Here is a 17,886-nt window from a genome sequence, read left to right as displayed (position 1 = left end):
ACGTATAATCGATACTTGCGAGATTTCACCCTAGATTTTGAATTATTCAAGGAGTTCCCATTATGGCCCGCATGGTCCACTGCATTAAATTAGATAAAGAAGCTGAAGGCTTAGACTTTCCAACTTATCCAGGTGAATTGGGTAAAAAGATTTTTGAGAATGTTTCCAAAGAAGCGTGGGCTGCCTGGTTAAAACACCAAACGATGTTGGTCAATGAGAATCGTTTAAATCTCGCTGACACACGAGCTCGCAAGTATTTGGCGACACAAATGGAGAAACATTTCTTTGGTGACGGCGCAGATGCTGCCCAAGGCTATGTGCCACCATCTGAATAAGCTTAGTAATATCACCAAGAAAAAAAGCGAGCATTTGGCTCGCTTTTTTTTCGCGACGATGGTGTTGCATTCATCGTGCTTCGCGTCAAAGCCACTAACGACTTTTGAATACGATTGCCTGCCCAGTCGGTAAAACCAAAGGTACGATTTCTCGATTCTTGAAGAACAGGTCAACCGCAGCACGCGCACCAGGGCAAGTATGAAATCCATAATCATCAAAAATCATGAATCCTCCTGGTACCAATCGAGGAAAAATAAACTCACAACAATCCAAAATAGACTGCCAAATATCAACGTCGATGTGAGCAAGCGCAATTGTTGAATGTTCTAAGCCTACAAACGTGTCCGGAATAAATCCTTGATGATAGTGAGTCACCGCGCCATTTCCAACAAACGATTTTACTGCTTCCAAACTTGTCTCTTTAAAATCGCCACTTTGATGAATATCACGTTCAGCATTCGTCTCTGGCATACCTTCAAATGTGTCAAATAATCGAAGTTTTTTATAAGGGGCTTTATCTGCAATGATTTGCGCAAACATCGCCGCCGTGCCGCCTCGAAACACACCACATTCCCACAACTCACCTTCAAGCATCAAAGCTTGCTTACACAGTGAATAGAGCATCCAGCAGCGATCGGGAGAGACTAATGTAGCAGGTCTGGCTTTCAAGTAATACTGGCGAAACTCACCATAGCCCAGCCAAGGAGAAAACACGGGACGATAAAATTCTTGATCCGGAATAGTTTTAGCTTCGGTCATCTAGCTGCTCCAAAAGATTGTTCGTAAATCGAAGTGCAATAAAAAAATTGTATTGAGCAATTATCACACTAAAGAGTCAATAGACCAACCAAGGTGCAAAATAAAAAGAGTAAAGATTCTCCATCTTTACTCTTTGCATAAAAAATTTAATTCAAGCTTGCGAAGCCGATTTACCGATACTTCGCAAACGATCAATGACTAAGAATCAAATTTCCTCATACAGCGGTAAGGTCAAAAATTCTGCGAATTCGGTCGAGGTCGACATCTCTTCGAAAATTTGTGCCGCGCGCACGTAGGTCTCGCCTTCGCCAACCGAGTGTCTTACTTTTAACAGTTCTTCTTGTGTCATCGATCGAACCATTTCTACCGTAATTTTACGGCCGTCTTCCAACACACCTTTTGAAGAGCGTATCCATTGCCAAACCTGTGAGCGACTTATCTCGGCAGTTGCAGCATCTTCCATTAAGTTATGAATCGGTACACAACCATTTCCAGCCAACCACGCCCCTAAATAATGAATACCGACATTGATGTTATATCGCAATCCCGCTTCAGTAATAGGCGTCTCAGGCTGAAAATTCAACAGATCTTGCGCAGCCACCACGACGTCGGGGCGTTGCTTTCCGATTTGATTTGGTGCATCGCCCAAGACTTTCTTAAATTCAGTCATCGCGAGCTCAACGAGACCGGGATGGGCAACCCACCCGCCGTCATAGCCATCTGTTGCATCGCGTGCCTTGTCATTCCGAACACCCGCCATCGCAATCTCATTTTTCTCGGGATCATTCTTAATTGGAATCAAAGCCGCCATTCCGCCGATAGCTGGAGCCTGTCGCTTGTGACAGGTTTTCAGCAGTAACAAGGCATAGGAACGCATAAACGGTGCCGTCATCGTCACTTTAGCGCGATCAGCTAAGCAGAAATCAGCATCATTTTTAAATTTCTTTATGCAAGAAAAAATGTAGTCCCAGCGTCCCGCATTCAGTCCAGAACTATGCTCGCGTAGTTCATACAGGATTTCATCCATCTCAAATGCCGCGACGATTGTTTCGATCAGGACTGTGGCCTTAATCGTGCCCTGTGCCAAGCCGAGCTCATCCTGTGTCATCACAAAGATTTCGTTCCAAAGGCGGGCTTCTAAATGCGACTCCATTTTTGGCAAATAAAAGAAAGGACCGGCACCGCGTGCTATTTGCTCTTTCGCATTGTGAAACATGAACAATGCAAAATCAAAGATCCCGCCAGAAATACGTTTTCCATCGACCAATACATGTTTCTCATCGAGGTGCCAACCACGTGGACGAACCACGAGGGTAGCGATCTTTTCATTTAATTGGTAAGTTTTACCATTTTGTTCAAGGCGAATCGAACGCCGCACCGCATCGCGCAAGTTAATTTGTCCAGCCATTTGATTATGCCAATTCGGTGTATTCGAATCTTCAAAATCCGTCATGTAGCTATCTGCGCCAGAATTCAAGGCATTGATAATCATTTTGCGCTCGACCGGGCCAGTGATTTCTACACGTCGACATTCAAGTGCTTTTGGCAATGGCGCAATGTGCCAATTACCTTCTCGAATGTGTGCCGTTTCTGCTAAGAAATCAGGACGTTCGCCTGCGTCCATACGCGCAGCGCGACTACGACGCAACTCCAACAAATCTTGGCGTCGTGATTCAAATGCACGACTCAATTTCAAAACTAAATTAAGTGCGTCGGGTGTCAAAATTTGCGCAAATTCTGGCGTAATCTCGCCGGTGATTTGCATCCCATCAGGAACTATTATGTGTGTCATCGTAACCTCATCCAAAAAAATACATCAAAAAGTAATAAAAAATAGGTTCAATCACCGCACCGCACAAATTTTGACGAGTTATCGTTTTTACGCAGTAGATTTGATTGTTTCAGTCAAATAATTCAATTTCATTTAAAAAAAACAAAAAAATAGAGGCAATAAAGATTCAATTGAATAGTTGAATCCAAGTATATTCAACATTCTTGCATACATAATGTTTCGTTTTATCACAGTATTTTTAATTTTTAGTCACAAATAACAAATTAAATCTGTTTTATTGCTACTATTTGTAAAAAGACTTAGAGATATTGGTTTTCAGTCGAATAACAACTGATCTCAATGCACGCAAGATTCGACATCAAATAAAAAAAAACTCACTGGAGATAGGGACATGGATCAATTCAAACAAATTTCAACTTTCGCAGAAGTTGCGACACGGGGAAGTTTGTCGGCCGCAGCACGTGCCGAGGGCGTCGCGCCAGCGATGATAGGGAGACGACTTGATGCTTTAGAGGAAAGGCTCGACGTTAAACTTTTACAACGCACCACAAGAAAAATCGCGTTAACCATTGAAGGTGCGGCGTTTTTGGAAGATTGCCAACGCATTCTCGCCGAATTGGAAGAAGCGGAAACGTCTGTCTCAGAACGCAGCGCAAAGGCCAGTGGCCAATTAACGATCTCCGCTCCCGCTGGTTTTGGACGTCAGCATGTCGCGCCACTGATCCCAGCGTTTTTAGCCGAACATAAAGAGGTCAAACTCACTTTAAACCTCAACGATAGAGTGGTTGACCTGATCGGCGAAGGTGTTGATGTGGCAATTCGAATCGCCACATTGACCGATTCTAATTTAATAGGCGTTAAACTTGCCGACAATAAACGAGTGGTCGTTGCATCACCAGAATACATTCAACGTCATGGCCGCCCCAGAACATTGGACGACTTGCATTTTCACAATTGCCTCACATTCAGCAGCGATGGCAGCCAACGCGGCTGGACCTTCAAAGAAAACGGTAAGAATGTTCTCCGTAAGGTCGAAGGCAATATGGTCTGTAATGATGGTGCCGTATTGCATGACTGGGCGCTCTCAGGTAAGGGCTTAGCATGGCGATCCATGTGGGAAGTGGGCAGTGAAATCGAGGCCGGAAAACTCGTCACTGTGCTTGATGAATACAATGCACCAGGGAATGACATCTATGCGATTTTTGCACAGCGCCGCCATTTGCCTTTACGAATCCGCGCGTTTGTAGACTTTTTACGTGCTGCCTATAGTAAACCCAATTATTGGCAACACAAGATTTGAACAAAACAGGCAATGCGATTTCATCATTCTCCACAAAAAAAAGCGACCACCGGTCGCTTTTTTTGTACGTAACTACTTACGGATAAATTAGAACTCTTCCCAATCCTGCTCAGACGATTCTTGTTTACTCGCTTTATCTGCAGACTTCGGCTGCGTATGAGGCAATGACTTGACCGCTGCCTTTCTCGTTGCCTGTTTTCTAGCTGGGGCGGCTTTCACAATCGCAGACTCGTGTTGCTGCTGATGTGATCGGTCATTCGCATTTAACTTAAAGATGCTCACAGCTTGATTCAAATTATTTGCTTGTTCTTGCATACTACCTGCCGCCGCAGCTGCTTCTTCTACCAAAGCTGCGTTCTGTTGCACCGCTTCATCCATTTTGGAAATCGCAATATTGACTTGTGCGATGCCGTCACTTTGTTCCACGCTGGCCGCGGTAATCTCTGCCATGATATCCGCCACCCCTTTAATCGACACGACAATTTCATCCATCGTTTGACCAGCATCGTCAACCAATTTCGAACCAGCGTCGACTTTGTTCACGGAATCATTAATTAATTCTTTGATTTCTTTTGCAGCGCTTGCGGAACGCTGGGCCAAACTACGAACCTCGGACGCGACGACAGCAAACCCACGCCCTTGCTCACCTGCACGCGCAGCTTCCACGGCTGCATTCAAGGCCAAAATATTCGTTTGGAATGCGATGCCATCAATGACACCAATAATGTCGACGATTTTTTTCGAACTATCTTTAATCGAATTCATCGTATGCACAACGTCACCGACAACCTGACCACCTTTACTCGCAACACCCGATGCCTTCAATGCCAACGTGTTGGCTTGACGCGCATTATCAGCATTTTGTTGAACAGTTGAGGTTAGCTCTTCCATTGACGAAGCCGTTTCCTCTAAGCTAGCAGCTTGATTTTCGGTGCGCGAAGACAAATCCATATTGCCACTCGCAATTTCCTCAGACGACACCGCGATAGAAGAACTGCCTTGCCGAACGACGGTGACGGTTTGCACCAGATTCTGACGCATGTTCTCCAAACCAGTTAACAATTGTCCCATTTCATCGTTTGACCTTGCTTTGATCTGCATGGACAAATCACCATTTCCAATCGCTTCAAATTGTTGCAGGACAAAATGCAAAGGATGTGAAATAGCCGCCAACAAGAAGTAGGCTGAAATAAATACCGCAATCAAGCCACCCGCGACACCAATTACATCAATCCAAACAAAGGTTTTGAACGCCTTTTGACTTTCCTTTAGCATATTTTCAGCGCTTGCAAATTGGATCGCATCTAACTTCACAATCTTCGAAGAAAAAGCTTCATACATTCCAGGAAGAACCGTTGAATTGAGGCGATCAGCCTCTTCTTTATTTCCCGCTTTGACGGCAGCTAGCGTAGGCAGGAAGGCATCCTTTACGAATTTGTCCCGTAAAGTTTGCACTTCGTTAGATAAAGTTTTTTCTTCACCGGGGTCCATAGGCAATGCCAAATATTTTTTCCAACCTTTTTCAGAATCAAGCTCGTACTCTTCAATTCGTTTGATCGTTTCGGCTGTATTGGGTAACTCAGGATGGGCAATCACACGATCCAACAAAACACGTGCGCGCAGTAGTGCAACGCGTGACGTTGCTAGCGCTTCCAATGAAGGCAGTTGATTGGCATAAAGCTCTGCATTCACCGCATTACTGTTACGTACACCAAATGCTCCCATCGCTCCACCAATAATGAGCATGACAGCCATCGTGAGCATGGTTGCAATCAATCTGAACTTAATCGTTACATTCAACATAACTTATCTCCATTGAGTTCCTCGCGAATGAGGATTTTGTTCTAACCGATGATAGATTACTTTAGTTGCCGAAAATCAACTTTGATTTAACATAAGCCAAGTATAGATATCTTTAGTCTAATCGAAAAGGAATATTGCTGAAACTCAATTTAAAGTATCAATTTTGAATAGGAATGCAACAAAAAAAAAGCCCGATCATCGATCGGGCTTTTTTCTGCGACTTTAGCAAGCCATGCAAGAAATCAAATTAGATTGCTTGGATGTTTGATGCTTGTTTGCCTTTAGGGCCTGTAGTTACGTCGAAAGAAACACGTTGGTTTTCTTTCAAAGACTTAAAGCCTTGAGAAACGATTGCTGAGAAATGTGCGAACAAATCTTCGCCGCCTTCGTCAGGAGTAATGAAACCAAAACCTTTAGAATCATTAAACCATTTTACAATACCTGTTGCCATTACAATTTCCTATTTCAGTTAATGTGGGCATGTGCCCGATAAATCGTTTCAACCAAGCAAGAAATGACAGACTGATACTGCACTACTACCTAGAATCTCAACGATAGCCCCGATTATACGCACAATTTCGTAAGAAAGTAAATTTTAAATCGAAAGTAGAGTTTTTCGTGGTGTTTTAAACGATTTTGCCTGTTTTTTAAACAAATCTTCGACAATACGAGAACTTATTATTTTGATCCGAACTCCAAACAAAAATATCGTCTTAAAACGCATTCATTCACATTCATTCTTACATTTATTTTTAGAAAACCACTATGCGCAGAGACCGCCCTGTTAAGTTATTGAAATACCGCAATCTAATTTTTCTCTTACTTTTTTCGATTCAAGCTTTTTTCATACCGTACGAAACGCAGGCTCAAGAAACGCCCATCCTTGAGTGCCATGTCAGCTATGCAGGAAGCACCGAAGTAGTTCAGGTCAAACTCACTGAGAACCTTTACGACGAACCTATCCATGACATTGGTGGTCGCTTTAGTTTCAAAGCGCTGATGCACGGCAAATTGGGAAATATCGACTACATTAAGTTATATGCCTATTTTCAAGGTCGTGATTTCGACATCCCCATTCATCAAGCAACGTATCTTAAGCCTTTCCCAATAAAAAAAGGCAAAACCCTGCTGACGCCAATGAACTACCTTTATGCGGGAGAAGTCGAACGTGAAATGCAATATCAATGCTTCTTAATATGGTCTCGCAAATGAATTTTCTAACTATCGTTTTCAGATACACAGCCCGATTACTACTTTCTTGCAGCGTATTTAGCCTTTCTTCGCCAATTCAGGCAACACCTCAGTCAAAGGAAATTAGTATTCTTTTCGTCGGTGATATGGTGCTCGATGACCTGCCTGGAAAAACAATCGCACAGGGCAATGATCCATTCGACCACTTTAAGTCCATCTTTGCCGCTGCAGATATTCGCATCGGTAATCTGGAATGTGTAATCGCGACAAGTGGGCGAGCATCAGAAAAAAATTTTACGTTTAGAGCACATCCCCGTGTCGTCCCAATTCTAAAAAAATACTTTGATGCTGTCTCAATTGCGAACAACCATTCCGGTGATTTTGGGCCGGATGCATTCAATGAAATGCTATCGATCTTAGAGCAACACGACCTTTCTTATTTCGGAGGGGGACGCAATTTACGTGACGCCCATCGACCACACATTATTGAGAAAAATGGTTTAAGAATTGCGCTTCTGGGATATGACGAATTCATGCCTCGCAGTTTCGAAGCCAATACAAACAAACCAGGCGTGGCTTGGAGCGAAGATGAGCAAGTTATTGCAGACATTCGGAATGCGAAATCACAGCTCCGTGCGGATATCGTCATTCCTTTTATGCATTGGGGTTGGGAAAATGAAAAAGTCGCCAATCAACGCCAACGACAATTAGCACGGAAAATGATTGATGCGGGCGCGGATGCGGTTATTGGAGGACATCCGCACGTCATCCAAGATACTGAAACCTACAAAGGTAAACCCATTATTTACAGTATTGGGAACTTTATGATGGATGCACTTGACAATGAAGCACAAACGTTAGGATGGGCGGTCCGCTTACGTATCAATCAACATGGAGTACACGCTTGGGACACCCGAGTTGCGAAAATTAACTCGGAGGGCATTCCTCACCCATTAATGAAAAAACCTAGTCCTTGTTGGAATAAGAAAGGCGACTCGATCGAAATGTGCAATACACTTCAGTAATATACATCGCCAAATTTGAGAGAAATCCCGACATCATCTAAAGTGATAGCACCAAGTCTTTTTCAAGGGAGCAAAGCGTTTTTAGCATAAGCGCCCCTTGAAATTTCAATCTTTTACTTCATCCACCGTCGCATTTTAAACTATCCAATCTTACGACAACGAGGGTAGTCTAAATTTTCAATAGACTAAGTAGAGATTGTAACTCTGATCGAATTTGGGTATAGCTAAATGGGGCGACTACATTGCTTTCACCGATGTCGATCTCGTCATGTGTCACTTGATTATTTAATTTATTTCGTGCTCCGTTTATCGTAAATCCTTGCTCATATAAGAGCTCGCGAATTCGACGAATTAACAACACTTCGTGATGCTGATAGTAGCGACGATTGCCGCGCCGTTTTACCGGCTTTAGCTGTGCAAATTCCTGCTCCCAATACCGCAGCACATGTGGTTTAACTCCGCACAAATCACTCACTTCGCCAATAGTGAAATAACGCTTTGCTGGAATAGGAGGCAAAACAAGAGTTTCCATAATGAAGTCACTTTAAAGAAGTTATGCGACGACAGAATGCTGATAGACGTTTGATGAATGTAGATCATCCACCATCGCTTTTAGTTTTTGACTCGCATGAAAAGTGACGACACGACGAGCGGTGATAGGAATCTCCTCCCCAGTTTTTGGATTTCGACCAGGTCTTTGCGGCTTATCCCGCAATTGAAAATTACCAAATCCTGAGAGTTTAACTTCAGCACCTCGCTCAAGTGCATCGCGAATCTCTCCAAAAAAGGTCTCGACCATATCCTTCGCTTCACGCTTATTTAAGCCGACTTGCTCAAACAATAGTTCCGCAAGTTCCGCTTTAGTTAAGGTCGGTAAATCCTTTTCTGCTTTTGAACGTGCCTGCGACTCGCGCACAGCTCGTTTCAAATCTTCGTCCAACAAAGTATGAAGATCTGCAGATGTTACGTCATTCATCGTCATCGACCATTCTCTCAGTATCTATTTTGAATTTGACTGCGTCACTCATGCGCAAAACTGTGCTGCCAGCAATCTTTTCGCGGCAGCACACCGCTCTTCACTACCGAAGACGCGCAGCAAGCCCTTTGGTTGCCGCCTCAAGCAATTGTGTCATTGCTTGTTCGACCTGCTCATCTTGCAAGGTGTTTTGAGTATCTTGCAAGCTAAAGCGGAATGCAAGGCTTTTCTCATCATTCTCCAAACCCTTGCCACGATATTCATCAAACAAAACAAGGTCTTGCACAATTTTACAAGAATCGGCCTTCTTTATTTCCGCATGGAAAACATCAAGCAAACTTTGCACGCTTACCGATTGCTTAACAACCAAAGCCAAATCGCGCGTCACGGCTTGGAATTTCGAAATTTCGCGGTGGCTAGGTAGACTCACAGCTTGCAAGGCATTGGCAGCAACTTCGAATACGATGGGTGCTAAAGGTAAATCGTATTTTTGTTGTAAGCGTGGATGTAGTTCGCCGATTAAACCAATCACCTGTCCTTCACATTCAACTGTTGCCGCACGGCCAGGATGTAAGGCTGAGTGATCAATTTTATTGAAACGCAAAACCTTAGGCGCAAATAGATTTTCCAAGTCAGCTTTGACATCGAAGAAATCAACATTACGTGTAGGCATACCCCATTGTTCTTCAGCCACTGGGCCATAAGCGAGTGCGGCCAAACGCTTCGGTTGATCGTAGCCTGCAATACTCAATGGTCCATCTTGAACATTAGCATCACGCAGATAAACTGCTGCCAATTCAAAGATACGTACACGATTGATCTTACGATTCAAGTTATATCGTGTATTCGCCACCAAGCTTGCAATCAAACTTGTACGCATCACACTCATTTGACTTGCGATTGGATTTTGCAATTTGATTGGTTGCGCATTATTGCAGAAGTCTTTTTCCCAAGCTTCTTCAACGAAGCTATAGTTGACGACTTCTTGGTAATCCATGTCGGCAATTTGACGGCGCAAGGTGAACACAGAACGCGTATTTTCTGGCGCAATCAACATCGCGTTTGGCGCAACCGGTGGCAAGGATGGAATATTCTCGAAACCAAACACACGAACCACTTCTTCGATCAGATCTTCTTCGATCTCGATATCGAAACGATAGGATGGAGGCGTTACAGAAAACAAACCAGGCTCTTGCGTGAACTGCAAACCAAGACGCGTGAAGATGTCGGCAATCTGTGCGTCGGTGAAAGGCACACCAATTACTTTATTGGCACGATCAGTACGCATTTTTACCGGCAAGCGTTGTGGCAAATTCACAATATGATCATCGATCGGTCCAACTTTCACATGCTCTGGGCCACCACAAATCTCCACGATCAACGCTGTAATGCGTTCAACATGCTCCATCACAGAAGCGAAATCCACACCACGTTCATAACGGTGTGCGGCATCTGTTGAGAAATTGTATTTGCGTGCGCGGCCTTGAATCGCCTGTGGCCACCAGAACGCGGATTCCAAATAAATGTTTTCGGTATCGAGCGTCACAGCTGTCGAATCACCGCCCATGATGCCGGCTAAAGATTCAATTTCTTTTTGATCGGCGATCACGCCAACCCATTCATCGACTTCGATGGTATTGCCGTTTAAGAGCTTTAAGCTTTCGCCTTTCTTGCCCCAACGTACATCGAGTCCGCCATGAATTTTTTCGAGATCAAATACATGGCTTGGACGTCCCATTTCTAACATGACATAGTTAGAAATATCAACCAATGCAGAAATCGAGCGTTGACCGCTGCGTTCTAGACGCTGTTTCATCCAGTCTGGAGTTGGCGCTTTCGCATTCACGCCGCGAATCACGCGTCCAACAAAGCGACCACACAAATCTGGCGCACTGATTTTGACAGGTAATTTTTCGGTTAAAGCAACTGGCACGACATGCGCTTCTGGAAGGTTCAATGGTGTGCCTGTCAAAGCAGAAACCTCACGCGCTACACCCAATACAGAGAGGCAGTCCGCCTTGTTTGGTGTGAGCTTGATTGTGAATTTCAAATCATTGAGTTGATAGTAATCACGGAAGTTCTGACCGACCGGTGCGTCGGCAGGTAAATCCATTAAGCCCCCGTGATCTTCAGACAGTTTCAACTCACGCGCCGAGCACAACATACCTTGCGACTCAACACCGCGCAACTTACCGACCTTAATCAAGAACGGCTTACCATCTGCACCCGGCGGCAATACTGCGCCTGCCATTGCGCATGGTACTTTCATTCCTACACGTACATTCGGTGCGCCACATACGATGTTCAACAAAGTACCAGTGCCCACATCCACCTGACAGACGTTCAAACGATCAGCATCAGGATGTTTCGCGATCTCGCGGATTTCTGCGACAACCACATTGCTAAATGGAGGAGCAACAGGCTCGACCTCTTCCACCTCAAGTCCTGCCATTGTCAACATGTGAGACAACTCGTCCGAAGTCATCTTCGGATCGACCATGGTACGTAACCAGTTTTCAGAAAATTGCATAATTCAACCGTGATGTTGATGTTGTACTTTTTTAGTACGGAAATTTAATCTAATTTAATATTGCAAGATGGCGCTTCTAGAAATTCAATTATCGGGATGCAGATCGAGGCTTTGCAACAAAAATATGTGCCCGAAAATTGGATTTATAGTTGCCTCCATTAGTTAAATTGCTTTAAGAAACGCAGATCACCTTCATAAAACAATCGCAAATCGCTAATGCCATAACGCAGCATAGTTAAGCGCTCCAAACCTGAACCAAACGCAAATCCAATGTATTTCTCTGGATCTAACCCCATGTTCTTAATCACCGTTGGATGCACTTGGCCGGAGCCAGACACTTCTAGCCAACGGCCTTTCAATGGGCCACTACCGAAGGCGATATCGATCTCTGCAGATGGCTCAGTGAACGGAAAATACGAGGGACGGAAACGTACTTGCAAATCGTCAGTCTCAAAAAATGCTTTGACGAAATTCAGGTAGACACCCTTCAAATCTGCAAAACTAATATTTTCAGCAATCCACAATCCCTCCACTTGGTGGAACATCGGTGAATGCGTCGCGTCGCTATCGACACGATAAGTGCGGCCAGGTGCGATAACTTTGATTGGCGGCTTGTTCATACGCGCAAAACGCACTTGCATTGGACTGGTGTGCGTACGCAATAACAAGGGCTTACCCGAGGTGTCATTACCTTCGACATAGAAGGTATCTTGCATTGAACGTGCGGGATGATTTTCTGGCGAATTGAGCGCAGTGAAGTTAGTCCAATCATTTTCGATTTCTGGGCCATCTGCCACATCGAAACCGATAGAGCGGAAGATTTCTTCAATACGCTGCCAGGTGCGCATCACCGGGTGAATACCACCCATGCCACGCCCTCGGCCTGGCAAGCTCACATCGATCGCTTCTGCGTTCAAACGCGCTTCCATTTGTGCATTTGCTAAGGCTTCACGACGTGCTGTCAAAGCATTTTCAATTTGCTCTTTGGCGACGTTAATCACGGCGCCTTGTGCTTTACGTTCTTCAGGTGCCAGCTTACCCAAGCCCTTCATTTGTTCGGTAATCTGACCGGACTTTCCGAGGTACAGCGCTTTTGCATTTTCTAAAGCAGCAGCGTCAAGAGCCGCAGCAAAATCAGCAATCGCTTGAGCAACAATTTGATCTAAGGGATTCATGCGATATTTCCCACAAGGAGTGGATGATAAAAGTTAACTTGAAATTGGATTTAGTAAAGACTTACACGAAAGCGAGCTTCTACGACGACCAAGGAAAACTCACTTTCACGTAAATCCTCAAGCAAAAAAAACGGGGCAGTGGAATCAACCTCTGCCCCGCTCATCATGCAGATTCGCGAATGGCGAATTTGCAGACAATGACTAATTAAGCAGCCAATGTCGTTTTTACTTGATTAACAATCGCAGCAAATGCTGGTTTGTCCATCACTGCCATGTCGGCCAACACTTTACGGTCGAGTTCAATGTTTGCTTTTTTCAAGCCATTCATGAACACGCTGTAAGTCATACCGTGTTGACGGGATGCAGCATTGATACGAGTAATCCACAATGCGCGGAATACACGTTTTTTGTTACGACGATCACGGTATGCATATTGGCCAGCGCGCATAACTGCTTGCTTAGCAATACGGAATACCTTACTACGACGACCACGATAGCCTTTGGCTAAATCGAGAACTTTCTTATGACGGGCACGAGCGGTAACCCCACGTTTTACTCTAGGCATGATAACTCCTTAAAATAGTGAGTAGAGGTTAAGCTGTTGGCATCATGCGCATGACTGATGTTACGTCAGACGCGTTGATGTTACGGGTGCCACGCAATTGGCGTTTGTTCTTAGTGGTTTTTTTAGTCAAGATATGGCGCTTGAAAGCATGACCACTCTTAACTGTTCCACCTGGGCGTACACGAAAGCGCTTCTTCGCAGAGCTCTTTGTTTTCATTTTAGGCATAACTTCTCTGTCTTTTACGACAGCTCCTTTTTATATGATGGTAGGTGGTGACAATGACGTCACTCTTGGATGCCTACTTCTCACTTAGCTTGGGCTTGAAATCGAGTTCAATGCCCTTTGTTGCAACTGCGATTCTTGCGAAACGCTATTACTACAAATTCTTCTTATTTGCGTAGCGGATAACAAACCGCTCCACAAATTATTTCTTTTTCTTAGGCGCCAGAATCATAACCATCTGGCGTCCTTCCATCTTCGGAAACTGTTCAACTTGACCGTACGGATCCAAATCGACCTTCAAGCGTTCCAACATACGCATACCAATTTCTTGGTGAGCCATCTCACGACCACGGAAACGTAAAGTGATTTTGGTTTTATCACCGTCTTCCAAGAACTTCACGAGATTACGCAACTTAATGTTGTAATCACCGTCATCCGTACCTGGACGGAATTTCACTTCCTTCACCAAAATAACCTTTTGCTTCAGCTTGGCTTCATGCGCCTTCTTCTGCTCTTGGTATTTGAACTTGCCGTAATCCATCAATCGGCAAACGGGTGGTTGCGCTGTTGGCGCAATCTCCACCAAATCCACTTCAGCCTCTTCGGCTAAGCGAAAGGCTTCTCCCAGTTTTACGATGCCCAATGGCTCGTTATCAACACCTGACAAGCGCACTTCTGGCGCTGTAATTTCACCGTTGATACGATGTGACTTTTCGGTAGCTATTGCAGTTTCCTTCAAAAAATTAAATCAACAAGCTGCGCATTTCTGCGGGCAAAAGCTGGTTAAGCCTTGGTTTCCAAGTCGTTTTTAAGGCGATCCAAGAAGGCTTCCTGAGTCATGACACCCAGATCCAGATTACCGCGCGTACGCACAGCCACTGTATTTGCATCCCGTTCTTTATCACCGACTACGATGATATAAGGCAACTTTTGCATGGAATGTTCGCGTATTTTATAGGTAATTTTCTCATTACGCAAATCTGTATGCACTCTAAACCCTTGTTTTTTCAGGTTTTCAGCCACAGATTTCGCATATTCAGCCTGCGATTCAGAAATATTCAGCACCGCGACTTGCACTGGAGCCAACCAAGTTGGCAAAGCACCAGCATGATTTTCGATTAAAATACCAATAAATCTTTCCATTGAACCAACAATCGCACGGTGCAGCATCACTGGCACTTTACGCGAATTGTCATCAGAAACATATTCTGCGCTCAAGCGACCAGGCATAGAGAAATCCACTTGCATCGTCCCCACCTGCCATGGACGACCTAAGCTATCTTTCAAATGGTATTCAATCTTAGGACCATAGAACGCGCCCTCACCTGGTAACTCTTGCCATGTCATGCCGCAATTACGCAAAGCTGCACGCAAAGTGTCTTCTGCTTTATCCCAAATCTCATCCGAACCAATGCGATTATCTGGACGCAAAGCGATCTTGATTTGAATATTTTCGAATCCAAAGTCGTCATACACTTTCATCGCCTGTGGATGGAAAGCCATAACTTCGTCTTGAATTTGATCTTCGGTACAGAAAATATGGCCGTCATCTTGCGTAAAACCGCGCACGCGCATGATGCCGTGCAAAGCGCCGGAAGGCTCATTACGATGGCATTGGCCGAACTCGCCGTAACGCAACGGCAATTCGCGATAGCTGCGCATATTTGAATTGAAGATCTGCACATGACCTGGGCAGTTCATTGGTTTCAATGCGTAGTTACGATTTTCAGACTCGGTACTGAACATGTTCTCGCGATAGTTCTCCCAGTGGCCTGTTTTTTCCCACAAGGTACGATCCAAAATTTGCGGCGCTTTGACTTCTTGGTAGCCACAGTCTTGATAGACTTTACGCATGTATTGCTCAACTTGCTGCCACACAGTCCAACCTTTTGGATGCCAGAAGATCAAACCTGGTGCTTCGTCTTGGAAGTGGAACAAATCTAAAGCTTTGCCCAACTTACGATGGTCGCGTTTTTCCGCTTCTTCCAGCATGTGCAAGTATTGCTCTTGATCTTCCTTCTTCGCGAATGCTGTGCCATACACACGCTGCAGCATTTCGTTTTTGGAATCGCCGCGCCAGTAAGCACCTGCCAATTTCATCAACTTGAAGACTTTCAATTTGCCAGTGGATGGCACGTGAGGGCCACGGCACAAATCGGTGAAGCTGCCTTCTGTGTAAAGCGATACGTCTTGATCTGCAGGAATCGATTCAATAATTTCTGCTTTATAGTTTTCGCCGATGGACTTGAAGTAAGCAACGGCTTCATCACGCGGCACAACTTTGCGTACAACTTGCTCGTCTTTTTTCGCCAACTCTGCCATTTTCTTTTCAATGGCAATCAAGTCGTCCGGTGTAAATGGACGCTTGTAAGAGAAGTCATAGTAAAAACCATTTTCAATTACAGGACCAATCGTCACCTGCGCCTCAGGGAATAATTCTTTTACGGCATACGCGAGCAAGTGCGCTGTTGAGTGACGAATCACTTCCAAACCATCCGCATCTTTGTCTGTCACAATCGCCAAATCAGCATCTGCTTCGATTAAGTGCGATGTATCGACCAACTTACCATTGACCTTTCCAGCCAAGGCAGCTTTTGCGAGGCCCGTGCCGATACTGGCGGCGACTTGCGCCACTGTAACAGCGGACTCAAATTGTCGTTGCGAACCATCGGGCAAGCGAATTGAAATCATATTCATCTCCATACGGGCCTAAGCCAAAGAAAAAACAAAAAATAAAAAACAAATCGATTAGACGAAAAAAAACGCGGACTAGCCGCGTTTTTCTGAATACTTCCAAGACGAAAAAACACCTCGACTAGCGTCGCTCACAAAGGAATGTGACCGTAGTTCGCGGTGTCATAACCATGATGCCTTTCTCGCTCTTACAAAGTACTACCATTGTTATGCACAATCACGTGCATTTACTGAATTCTGGTGGGCGGTGAGGAATTCGAATCCCCGACCCCTTGGATGTCGACCAAGTATTCTAACCAGCTGAACTAACCGCCCGAAGAGCCGAGACTATAGCAAACAACTCGATTCTCGTAAAGTGCTTTTTTGTACGCATCGAGAAAGAAACCATCCAAGGACAATACGCTGTCAACACTCCTATTCACATTCTTAACACTCTAGTAGATTCGGTCACATCAATTATTTCTTACGTAAATCACTTACAATCCACACTTCCAAATCAATTTCATTCATGACCAATGCCACACGACACATCACCAACTCCCGTCGAAAAAGGACAGCATCTGCATGCGCATCGCCATGGTGATGCGGAACATCAACACTATTTTGCGGATAGAAGCCAAAGCGTGCTAGCTTGGGCCTTGGGACTCACTTTATTTTTTGCTGCGATTGAAGTGATTTTTGGCGTTCTGTCGAATTCGCTCGCATTAATTTCCGATGCTGGCCATATGGTTACGGACTCGGCAGCTCTCGGATTAGCATTACTCGCACAACTGATTGCAAAGCGTCCCCCAACAGCAAAACACACTTTTGGCTTTGGCAGATCTGAAGCACTTGCTGCTTTCGTGAACGGACTTGTGATGTTGGGGGTCATCGTTTGGATTAGCTTTGAAGCTCTGCAACGCCTTGCAACTCCTGAAAAAGTGCAAGGTGGTGTCGTGATGGTCGTCGCCACAATAGGCTTATTCATCAATATTATTGTTGCATGGGTTTTATCGCACGACAAAGAAAGCATGAATACAAAAGCTGCACTGATTCACGTCATGGGAGACTTACTAGGCTCGGTCGCTGCGATTATTTCCGGCGCCATCATTTACTACACAGGATGGATGCCGATAGACCCCATCTTATCAATTTTTGTCTCACTTTTAATTTTAAAATCAACAATTGGCGTATTGAAGGAGTCATTTCATTTCTTAATGAAAGGCGTACCAACGCACATCGATTTTTTACAGATCGGTACAGACTTAGAAACCACGGCTGGCGTGGCATCAGTCCACGACTTGCACATATGGGAAATGTCCCCTGGCCAACCCGCTTTAATTGGCCATCTAGAGATTGACGATCTCAGCGCATGGCCCCGCATTTTGGAAAGCATCAAAAAGATGCTGTTGGAAAAACATGGTATCGATCACATTACTTTGCAACCGGAAGTACTGCGCGAGGAAAATGATTACGAATCTGCCTCTTGCAATTCTGAACATTAGAACGAGAGCCTTAAATGGTTCTGATCCTAGAAT

General features: G+C 44.7%; 18 protein-coding genes and 1 tRNA gene. 6 read left to right on the top strand and 13 right to left on the bottom strand.

What is annotated here, in order from left to right; translation table 11 throughout:
- Positions 1–62 precede the first annotated feature (62 nt).
- The gene (locus tag KDM90_RS09620; protein WP_189346622.1) at positions 63–335 is read left to right on the top strand and encodes an oxidative damage protection protein; all 273 of its coding nucleotides are present in this window, start codon (positions 63–65) and stop codon (positions 333–335) included.
- Positions 336–429: 94 nt separating this feature from the next.
- Here the strand turns inward: KDM90_RS09620 and KDM90_RS09615 are convergent, their stop codons facing one another.
- Together KDM90_RS09615 and aceB are read right to left on the bottom strand one after the other, a co-directional pair.
- Complete coding sequence (locus KDM90_RS09615; protein ID WP_212675371.1) at positions 430–1,095, bottom strand: TylF/MycF/NovP-related O-methyltransferase; 666 nt, start codon at positions 1,093–1,095, stop codon at positions 430–432.
- Positions 1,096–1,300: 205 nt separating this feature from the next.
- Entirely contained in the window at positions 1,301–2,887 is a 1,587-nt protein-coding gene (aceB, locus tag KDM90_RS09610) for a malate synthase A (RefSeq protein WP_212675370.1), read from the bottom strand.
- A gap of 391 nt (positions 2,888–3,278) precedes the next feature.
- Here aceB and KDM90_RS09605 point away from each other — a divergent pair, with 391 nt between their 5' ends.
- Positions 3,279–4,187 (top strand): LysR family transcriptional regulator, encoded by a 909-nt coding sequence (locus tag KDM90_RS09605; RefSeq protein WP_212675369.1) that lies wholly within the window; start codon positions 3,279–3,281, stop codon positions 4,185–4,187.
- Positions 4,188–4,274: 87 nt separating this feature from the next.
- On the opposite strand, the gene KDM90_RS18300 is transcribed toward KDM90_RS09605, so the two are convergent.
- The gene (locus KDM90_RS18300) at positions 4,275–5,990 is read right to left on the bottom strand and encodes a methyl-accepting chemotaxis protein (RefSeq protein ID WP_212675368.1); all 1,716 of its coding nucleotides are present in this window, start codon (positions 5,988–5,990) and stop codon (positions 4,275–4,277) included.
- Between the two features lie 247 nt (positions 5,991–6,237).
- Positions 6,238–6,441, bottom strand: a complete 204-nt coding sequence (locus KDM90_RS09595) for a cold-shock protein (protein ID WP_186916917.1) — start codon at positions 6,439–6,441, stop codon at positions 6,238–6,240.
- Between the two features lie 314 nt (positions 6,442–6,755).
- Between KDM90_RS09595 and KDM90_RS09590 the strand changes: the two genes are divergently transcribed.
- The gene (locus tag KDM90_RS09590) at positions 6,756–7,202 is read left to right on the top strand and encodes a hypothetical protein (RefSeq protein WP_212675367.1); all 447 of its coding nucleotides are present in this window, start codon (positions 6,756–6,758) and stop codon (positions 7,200–7,202) included.
- A complete protein-coding gene (locus KDM90_RS09585) occupies positions 7,199–8,206 on the top strand; it encodes a CapA family protein (RefSeq protein ID WP_212675366.1) in 1,008 nt (335 codons plus the stop codon). The genes KDM90_RS09590 and KDM90_RS09585 overlap by 4 nt, the downstream gene beginning before the upstream one ends.
- Before the next feature lie 169 nt (positions 8,207–8,375).
- Here the strand turns inward: KDM90_RS09585 and KDM90_RS09580 are convergent, their stop codons facing one another.
- The 6 genes from KDM90_RS09580 to rpmI all read right to left on the bottom strand — a co-directional run bounded on the left by KDM90_RS09580 (position 8,376) and on the right by rpmI (position 13,678).
- Positions 8,376–8,738, bottom strand: a complete 363-nt coding sequence (locus KDM90_RS09580) for a MerR family transcriptional regulator (protein WP_212675365.1) — start codon at positions 8,736–8,738, stop codon at positions 8,376–8,378.
- A gap of 21 nt (positions 8,739–8,759) precedes the next feature.
- Positions 8,760–9,182: an integration host factor subunit alpha gene (locus KDM90_RS09575; protein ID WP_212675457.1), complete on the bottom strand. Its 423-nt coding sequence runs from the start codon at positions 9,180–9,182 to the stop codon at positions 8,760–8,762.
- Positions 9,183–9,285: 103 nt separating this feature from the next.
- Positions 9,286–11,712 (bottom strand): phenylalanine--tRNA ligase subunit beta, encoded by a 2,427-nt coding sequence (gene pheT, locus KDM90_RS09570; RefSeq protein ID WP_212675364.1) that lies wholly within the window; start codon positions 11,710–11,712, stop codon positions 9,286–9,288.
- A gap of 158 nt (positions 11,713–11,870) precedes the next feature.
- Positions 11,871–12,887, bottom strand: coding sequence for a phenylalanine--tRNA ligase subunit alpha (gene pheS / locus KDM90_RS09565; protein WP_212675363.1), 1,017 nt, complete (start codon positions 12,885–12,887; stop codon positions 11,871–11,873).
- Between the two features lie 205 nt (positions 12,888–13,092).
- Positions 13,093–13,452, bottom strand: a complete 360-nt coding sequence (gene rplT / locus KDM90_RS09560) for a 50S ribosomal protein L20 (RefSeq protein ID WP_189346649.1) — start codon at positions 13,450–13,452, stop codon at positions 13,093–13,095.
- A gap of 28 nt (positions 13,453–13,480) precedes the next feature.
- On the bottom strand, positions 13,481–13,678 hold the full coding sequence (rpmI, locus tag KDM90_RS09555) for a 50S ribosomal protein L35 (protein WP_038493025.1): 198 nt from the start codon (positions 13,676–13,678) through the stop codon (positions 13,481–13,483).
- Positions 13,679–13,731: 53 nt separating this feature from the next.
- Here rpmI and KDM90_RS18150 point away from each other — a divergent pair, with 53 nt between their 5' ends.
- Positions 13,732–13,854 carry a hypothetical protein gene (locus KDM90_RS18150; RefSeq protein WP_268977740.1) on the top strand — a complete coding sequence of 41 codons (123 nt, stop codon included), beginning with the start codon at positions 13,732–13,734 and terminating at the stop codon, positions 13,852–13,854.
- 23 nt (positions 13,855–13,877) lie between these two features.
- Here the strand turns inward: KDM90_RS18150 and infC are convergent, their stop codons facing one another.
- The 3 genes from infC to KDM90_RS09540 all read right to left on the bottom strand — a co-directional run bounded on the left by infC (position 13,878) and on the right by KDM90_RS09540 (position 16,684).
- Positions 13,878–14,414 (bottom strand): translation initiation factor IF-3, encoded by a 537-nt coding sequence (infC, locus tag KDM90_RS09550; RefSeq protein WP_186915149.1) that lies wholly within the window; start codon positions 14,412–14,414, stop codon positions 13,878–13,880.
- Positions 14,415–14,458: 44 nt separating this feature from the next.
- On the bottom strand, positions 14,459–16,366 hold the full coding sequence (gene thrS, locus KDM90_RS09545) for a threonine--tRNA ligase (protein ID WP_212675362.1): 1,908 nt from the start codon (positions 16,364–16,366) through the stop codon (positions 14,459–14,461).
- A gap of 241 nt (positions 16,367–16,607) precedes the next feature.
- Positions 16,608–16,684, bottom strand: a tRNA-Val gene (locus tag KDM90_RS09540).
- A 200-nt stretch (positions 16,685–16,884) separates the two neighbouring features.
- Between KDM90_RS09540 and KDM90_RS09535 the strand changes: the two genes are divergently transcribed.
- Positions 16,885–17,853, top strand: a complete 969-nt coding sequence (locus KDM90_RS09535; RefSeq protein ID WP_212675361.1) for a cation diffusion facilitator family transporter — start codon at positions 16,885–16,887, stop codon at positions 17,851–17,853.
- Positions 17,854–17,886: the final 33 nt, after the last annotated feature.

The sequence above is a fragment of the Affinundibacterium fentianense genome (genome assembly GCF_018139545.1).
Taxonomy (GTDB): Bacteria; Pseudomonadota; Gammaproteobacteria; order Burkholderiales; family Burkholderiaceae_D; genus Undibacterium; species Undibacterium fentianense.
This window is presented reverse-complemented; position numbering and strand designations above follow the sequence as displayed.

Bases quoted from the DNA above. Each gene is read 5' to 3' on its own strand.
- KDM90_RS09585 (WP_212675366.1), top strand. From the start codon at position 7,199: ATGAATTTTCTAACTATCGTTTTCAGATACACAGCCCGATTACTACTT.
- KDM90_RS09580 (WP_212675365.1), bottom strand. From the start codon at position 8,738: ATGGAAACTCTTGTTTTGCCTCCTATTCCAGCAAAGCGTTATTTCACT.
- rpmI (WP_038493025.1), bottom strand. From the start codon at position 13,678: ATGCCTAAAATGAAAACAAAGAGCTCTGCGAAGAAGCGCTTTCGTGTA.
- thrS (WP_212675362.1), bottom strand. From the start codon at position 16,366: ATGATTTCAATTCGCTTGCCCGATGGTTCGCAACGACAATTTGAGTCC.
- KDM90_RS18150 (WP_268977740.1), top strand. From the start codon at position 13,732: ATGACGTCACTCTTGGATGCCTACTTCTCACTTAGCTTGGGCTTGAAA.
- KDM90_RS09590 (WP_212675367.1), top strand. From the start codon at position 6,756: ATGCGCAGAGACCGCCCTGTTAAGTTATTGAAATACCGCAATCTAATT.
- rplT (WP_189346649.1), bottom strand. From the start codon at position 13,452: ATGCCTAGAGTAAAACGTGGGGTTACCGCTCGTGCCCGTCATAAGAAA.
- aceB (WP_212675370.1), bottom strand. From the start codon at position 2,887: ATGACACACATAATAGTTCCTGATGGGATGCAAATCACCGGCGAGATT.
- KDM90_RS09595 (WP_186916917.1), bottom strand. From the start codon at position 6,441: ATGGCAACAGGTATTGTAAAATGGTTTAATGATTCTAAAGGTTTTGGT.
- pheT (WP_212675364.1), bottom strand. From the start codon at position 11,712: ATGCAATTTTCTGAAAACTGGTTACGTACCATGGTCGATCCGAAGATG.
- KDM90_RS09575 (WP_212675457.1), bottom strand. From the start codon at position 9,182: ATGAATGACGTAACATCTGCAGATCTTCATACTTTGTTGGACGAAGAT.
- KDM90_RS09615 (WP_212675371.1), bottom strand. From the start codon at position 1,095: ATGACCGAAGCTAAAACTATTCCGGATCAAGAATTTTATCGTCCCGTG.
- KDM90_RS09605 (WP_212675369.1), top strand. From the start codon at position 3,279: ATGGATCAATTCAAACAAATTTCAACTTTCGCAGAAGTTGCGACACGG.
- KDM90_RS09620 (WP_189346622.1), top strand. From the start codon at position 63: ATGGCCCGCATGGTCCACTGCATTAAATTAGATAAAGAAGCTGAAGGC.
- pheS (WP_212675363.1), bottom strand. From the start codon at position 12,887: ATGAATCCCTTAGATCAAATTGTTGCTCAAGCGATTGCTGATTTTGCT.
- KDM90_RS09535 (WP_212675361.1), top strand. From the start codon at position 16,885: ATGCCACACGACACATCACCAACTCCCGTCGAAAAAGGACAGCATCTG.
- KDM90_RS18300 (WP_212675368.1), bottom strand. From the start codon at position 5,990: ATGTTGAATGTAACGATTAAGTTCAGATTGATTGCAACCATGCTCACG.